The organism is Actinosynnema sp. NPDC023658 (assembly GCF_040639995.1).
GTDB lineage: Bacteria > Actinomycetota > Actinomycetes > Mycobacteriales > Pseudonocardiaceae > Actinosynnema.
In genome coordinates, this window is sequence record NZ_JBFAAX010000501.1 from 1 (window position 1) to 4,339 (window position 4,339).

The following is a 4,339-nucleotide window of genomic DNA, read 5'->3' on the forward strand; positions in this document are numbered from 1 at the left end:
GGCCCGCGCACGCGCGCGGCGCCGGAACCGCAGGGGACCGGCGCCGCTCGCGTGGGTGGTGTGCTACTGGTTCGTGACCTCGGACTTGACCTGCTGACCCGACTCGCGGGCGTGCTGGCCGACCTCCTGGGCCGAGCCCTTCGCGTGCTCCACGGTCGTCTGCGTGGCTTCCTGGGCGACCTGCTTGACCTGCTCGGCGGCCTCACCGACGACGGTGCTCGCGTCTTCCTTCAGCTTCTGCGCGGACTCGGTGAGGGCTTCCTTCACCGGCTCGATGGCACCGCCGGCGCGTTCACCGAGCTGGCGGACGGCGTCCTGCTCCGCCCGTGTGGCCGGGATCAGCGTCGCGACCAGCGCGCCGGCGCCGAACGCGATCAGGCCGGCCGCCAACGGGTTGCCCCGGGCCTGCTGCCGCGCCTGCTGCGGCGCGTTCTGCACGGCGTGGGCGGCCTCCTGGGCCTTCTCCCCGACCGCGGCCGCGGCCTGCTGCGCCTTGTCACCGACGGTCGAGGCGGCACCCTGGGCCTTCTCACCGACGGTGGAAGCCATGCCCGCCGTCCGGTCCTGCACCGTCGACGCGGTCTCCGGAACCGTGCCCATCACTCGCTCCTTCAACGTGCTCATGCGGTTGCGGACGCGGTCCACGCGGCGCTGCGCGATGTTGCGCGGCCTGGTGTGGTCGACGATCCGGTTCGCGTCGGCCACCAGCTCGGCGCGGGTGCGGTCGATGTCGTGCCTTATTTGGTCGGGTGACGGGCCCATTCCGCGTCCTCCTTCAGGGTCTCGATGGTGCGTTCCGGCTTGGGGTTCACCTTGCGCAGCCGCGAACGGCCCGCGGAGAAGAGGGCGAACCCGGCGATGCCCCACAGCACGGCGACGACGAGCGTCGCCCAGCCCAGCCCCATGAACGTGGCCAGGCCGAACGCGAGGGCGAGGGACAGCAGGACCGCGGTCATGTACCCCGCGAACCCGGCCGCGCCCAGCATCCCGGCCGCCTTGCCCGCCTTGGTGGCCTCCTGCCTGATCTCGGCCTTGGCGAGTTCGAGCTCCTGGCGCATCAACCGCGACAGGTCCTCGGTCAGCTCACCGATGAGTTGCCCGAGCGACGCCTGGTCCTCGGTGGTCCCGGCCGTCGGCACGCGGGTCTCCGGCACGTGGACCTCCGTCACCCGGTCAGCGCTGGACATACGGCGCTCCCTCCGGCTGGTAGGGGGCGCGCGGGGCCGGGGTCGGGTCGGCCGGGATCTGCGGCGCCAACGTGCCGTACTCGGACGGCGTCGTCGTCGTGCCGTACTCCGGCGAGGTGCCGTACTCGGTCGACGTGCCGTACTCCGGCGGGGTCGACGCGTACGTCGGCACGGCGGTCGGCGTGGTCACCGGCGTCGTCGGCGTCTGGTCGGTGTAGCCGTGCTGCGGCGACGGCGACGACTGGGCGGACTGCGACTGGTAGGGCGCGTTCAGGCTCTTCGCGGCGCGGGCGACCAGGAAACCGGCGACGGCCGCACCGATCAGGAACGTGCCCGGCTTGCGCCTGGCGAAGTCCTGGGCGGTGTCCAGCAGGCCCCGCGCACCGCGTTCGTCGAGGTACCGGGCGGCCTGCCGACCGGCGTCGGACACCTGCCGCAACGTGCCCGCGGTCAGCGAGTCGGGGCCGGAGTTCTCGGCCATCGAGCCCAGCTCGTCCGCGATGCGGTCGATCTGCCGGGACACCTTGCGCGCCTGCTCCTCGGCTTCGGTCGCGACGCGTTCCCGCATGTCGCGCACCACGTGCTTGGCCTGGCCCGTCGCCTCCTGGGCGACCTGGCCGACCTGTTCACGCGCGGTGGCACCCACCTCTCCGGCGGCTTGCCTGGCGTGCTGCGCCACGGCCGTGCCTTCCTGCCCGGCGGTCTCGCGGACCGCGCTCACCTGGTTCTCGTCCACGACGGACTCCTCACGGTCGGCGTGTTCTCGCCTACCGACCTACCCCCGTAGCGCGCGCCTAACCGCCTTCGCAACAACAACTGTCCGGACACCCCGCGGGGCGGCCCGCCGGTCGGTGGAAAGGCGGAGGAATGTGCGACGACCCCGCGGCCGGTGTCGGCCGCGGGGTCGCCCTCGCTTTTCGTGGTGGTCCGGTCAGTCGGTCAGAACGAGAAAACCGTGCCGGTCTCCTGCTCCATCACGCACCGGTTCGGGAATTGCTCGACGTACTGCACCGGCTCGCCGCGCCACGATCCGATAGCCATCGCGGTCACCGGCGCGTACTCGAAGGTGCAGAACTGCGGTTCGCTACCGCTCAACTGCGTGAAATCGCCGCCGGCGGCCTCGATCTGGCCGCACGCGGCCTGTGCCATCCGGTGCTCGCCCGACGCCGGGTCGCAGGTCAGTCGAGTGCTGTCGACCCCGGCTCCCTGCTGGTAGACCGCCAGCACGAGATCGGTCTCCGGCGGTGCGGCGGACGCCGTGCCCGCACCGATCAGCGGGGCGGCCAACAGGCCGGAGGCGAACAAGGACGCCATGAGGGTTCGTGTTCGTCGCATGGCGGTGGGGTGACCCGATCGAGCGGGTCGTATTCGAGCGGATTCGCATCTCACCGGGATGTCGTAATCTGTGAATTAACGTTTCCAGTTCACCCCGAATTGCTCACCAGGTGGGTCGGGCGGTGATCCCGCCGTCCACGACCAGGTCATTTCCGGTGATCCACGACGCCATCGGGGAGGCGAGGAAAACGCAGGCGTCACCAACGTCCCCGGGTCGGCCAAGCCTGCCCAGCGGCGCGGCCCGCGTCCACCGGTCGACCCCGTCCGGCCAGTCCTCGGCCAATCCCGGCCGGTCGATCAGGCCGGGCGAGACGGTGTTCACCCGGATCCCGCGCGGCCCGTATTCGAGCGCGGCCGATCGGGCGTGCATGAGCAGGGCGGCCTTGGACGCGCTGTAGTGCGCGTGGCCCGCGGCGGGGTGCGTGCCCTCGATCGAGGCGACGTGGGTGACCGACCCTCCCTCGCCCAGCACCTCCGCCGCCGCCTGGGTGCAGGAGAACGCACCGGTGAGGTTCACGTCGACCACCGCGCGCCACTGCGCGGCCGTCATGCCCGCGAGATCCTGCACCGGCTGCACGCCCGCGTTGTTGACCACGGCGTCCAGTCGCCCGCCCCACTCGGCCGCCGCGCGCACGAGCCGGTGGCAGGCGGCCTCGTCGGACAGGTCGGCCCGCAGTCCGGTCGCCCGTCCACCGACCGCGGCGATCTCCGCCACGACGTGATCCAGGTCACCTCGATGGCCGTGCGCGACCACTGCCGCCCCGGCCTCCGCGAACCGCAGGGCGATGCCGCGCCCGATGAGGCCGCTGGCCCCGGTGACGAGTGCGACCGTGCCCGCGAGAAGTGCTGTCACGGGCACGGAGAGTAGTGCCACGGGACCGGCCACGGCACTGTGCACGCCGGCGCGGCGGGTGGAGTCGAACCGTTCGCGATGCTCCGCGGTCCGGTCAGACCGGCACGAGGGGGCTGTGGGTTTCGGCGGGCAGCTCCACCCGGATCTCGTCGCCGGGGCGCACCTCGCCGCCCACCAGGACGACGGACATGATGCCCGCCCGGCGGACGACGTTGCCGTGCTCGTCACGACCGACGACCTGCTTGAGCAGCCCGTCCTGGAACGCCTCGATCTGCGGGCACGGGTTGCGCAGGCCCGTCACCTCGACCACGGCGTGCGGGCCGAGGTGCAGGCGCGTGCCCGTCGGCAGGGCCAGCAGGTCGACGCCGCGCGTGGTCACGTTCTCACCGAGCGCGCCCGGCGTGACGTCGAAACCGGAGGCGACCAGCTCGTCGTGCAGCTCGGCGTGCATCAGGTGGACCTGGCGCAGGTTCGGCTGAGTGGGGTCGCGCCGCACGCGCGACCGGTGCTTCACCGTGACGCCCTGGTGGACGTCGCCCTCGACACCGAGACCGGCCACCAGCGTGATCGCGTCCTGGTTCGGCTTCGTGAACGTGTAGTCCCCGCTGCGGCTCACGGCCTCGACCATCCCCATGGGGCAAGACCCTACCGAAGTAAGACTTCGGGGCGCTCCGGCGATATGAAGGGTGCACACATTCTGGGGACGATGGTGATTGATCATGGATGACGAGCTGAACCACCGGGCACGTGCGGTGTTGCGGGCGATCGCGGCCGGACGCGCCGAGGTGACCCGCAGCAGCGAACCGGACCTGAAGGTCGACGGCCTGCTGTGCAGCGACCAGCTGACCGCCCGCGAGCTGGCGCACGCCGGACTGCTCCGCCCGGCGCCACGAGCCGCCTCGGGCCCGTGGGTGCCGGCCGAGCTGACGTCCGCCGGTCGCGCCGTACTGGCCTGACCCACACC

At 72.0% G+C, this 4,339-nt stretch carries 7 protein-coding genes; 1 reads left to right on the forward strand and 6 read right to left on the reverse strand.

Going from position 1 to position 4,339, the window contains the following annotated elements; all coding sequences use genetic code 11:
* Positions 1 to 63 precede the first annotated feature (63 nt).
* From AB0G02_RS29880 to AB0G02_RS29905, 6 genes are all read right to left on the reverse strand, one after another.
* Complete coding sequence (locus AB0G02_RS29880) at positions 64 to 705, reverse strand: hypothetical protein (RefSeq protein ID WP_360800444.1); 642 nt, start codon at positions 703 to 705, stop codon at positions 64 to 66.
* Between the two features lie 32 nt (positions 706 to 737).
* Positions 738 to 1,187: a phage holin family protein gene (locus tag AB0G02_RS29885; RefSeq protein ID WP_360800447.1), complete on the reverse strand. Its 450-nt coding sequence runs from the start codon at positions 1,185 to 1,187 to the stop codon at positions 738 to 740.
* On the reverse strand, positions 1,174 to 1,923 hold the full coding sequence (locus AB0G02_RS29890) for a hypothetical protein (protein ID WP_360800450.1): 750 nt from the start codon (positions 1,921 to 1,923) through the stop codon (positions 1,174 to 1,176). Before AB0G02_RS29890 ends, AB0G02_RS29885 begins: the two co-directional genes overlap by 14 nt.
* A gap of 203 nt (positions 1,924 to 2,126) precedes the next feature.
* A complete protein-coding gene (locus tag AB0G02_RS29895) occupies positions 2,127 to 2,492 on the reverse strand; it encodes an SSI family serine proteinase inhibitor (protein WP_360800453.1) in 366 nt (121 codons plus the stop codon).
* Between the two features lie 133 nt (positions 2,493 to 2,625).
* Positions 2,626 to 3,375: an SDR family NAD(P)-dependent oxidoreductase gene (locus AB0G02_RS29900; protein WP_360800456.1), complete on the reverse strand. Its 750-nt coding sequence runs from the start codon at positions 3,373 to 3,375 to the stop codon at positions 2,626 to 2,628.
* A gap of 94 nt (positions 3,376 to 3,469) precedes the next feature.
* Complete coding sequence (locus tag AB0G02_RS29905) at positions 3,470 to 4,009, reverse strand: MOSC domain-containing protein (protein WP_360800459.1); 540 nt, start codon at positions 4,007 to 4,009, stop codon at positions 3,470 to 3,472.
* A gap of 85 nt (positions 4,010 to 4,094) precedes the next feature.
* Here AB0G02_RS29905 and AB0G02_RS29910 point away from each other — a divergent pair, with 85 nt between their 5' ends.
* Positions 4,095 to 4,331, forward strand: coding sequence for a hypothetical protein (locus AB0G02_RS29910; protein WP_360800463.1), 237 nt, complete (start codon positions 4,095 to 4,097; stop codon positions 4,329 to 4,331).
* Positions 4,332 to 4,339: the final 8 nt, after the last annotated feature.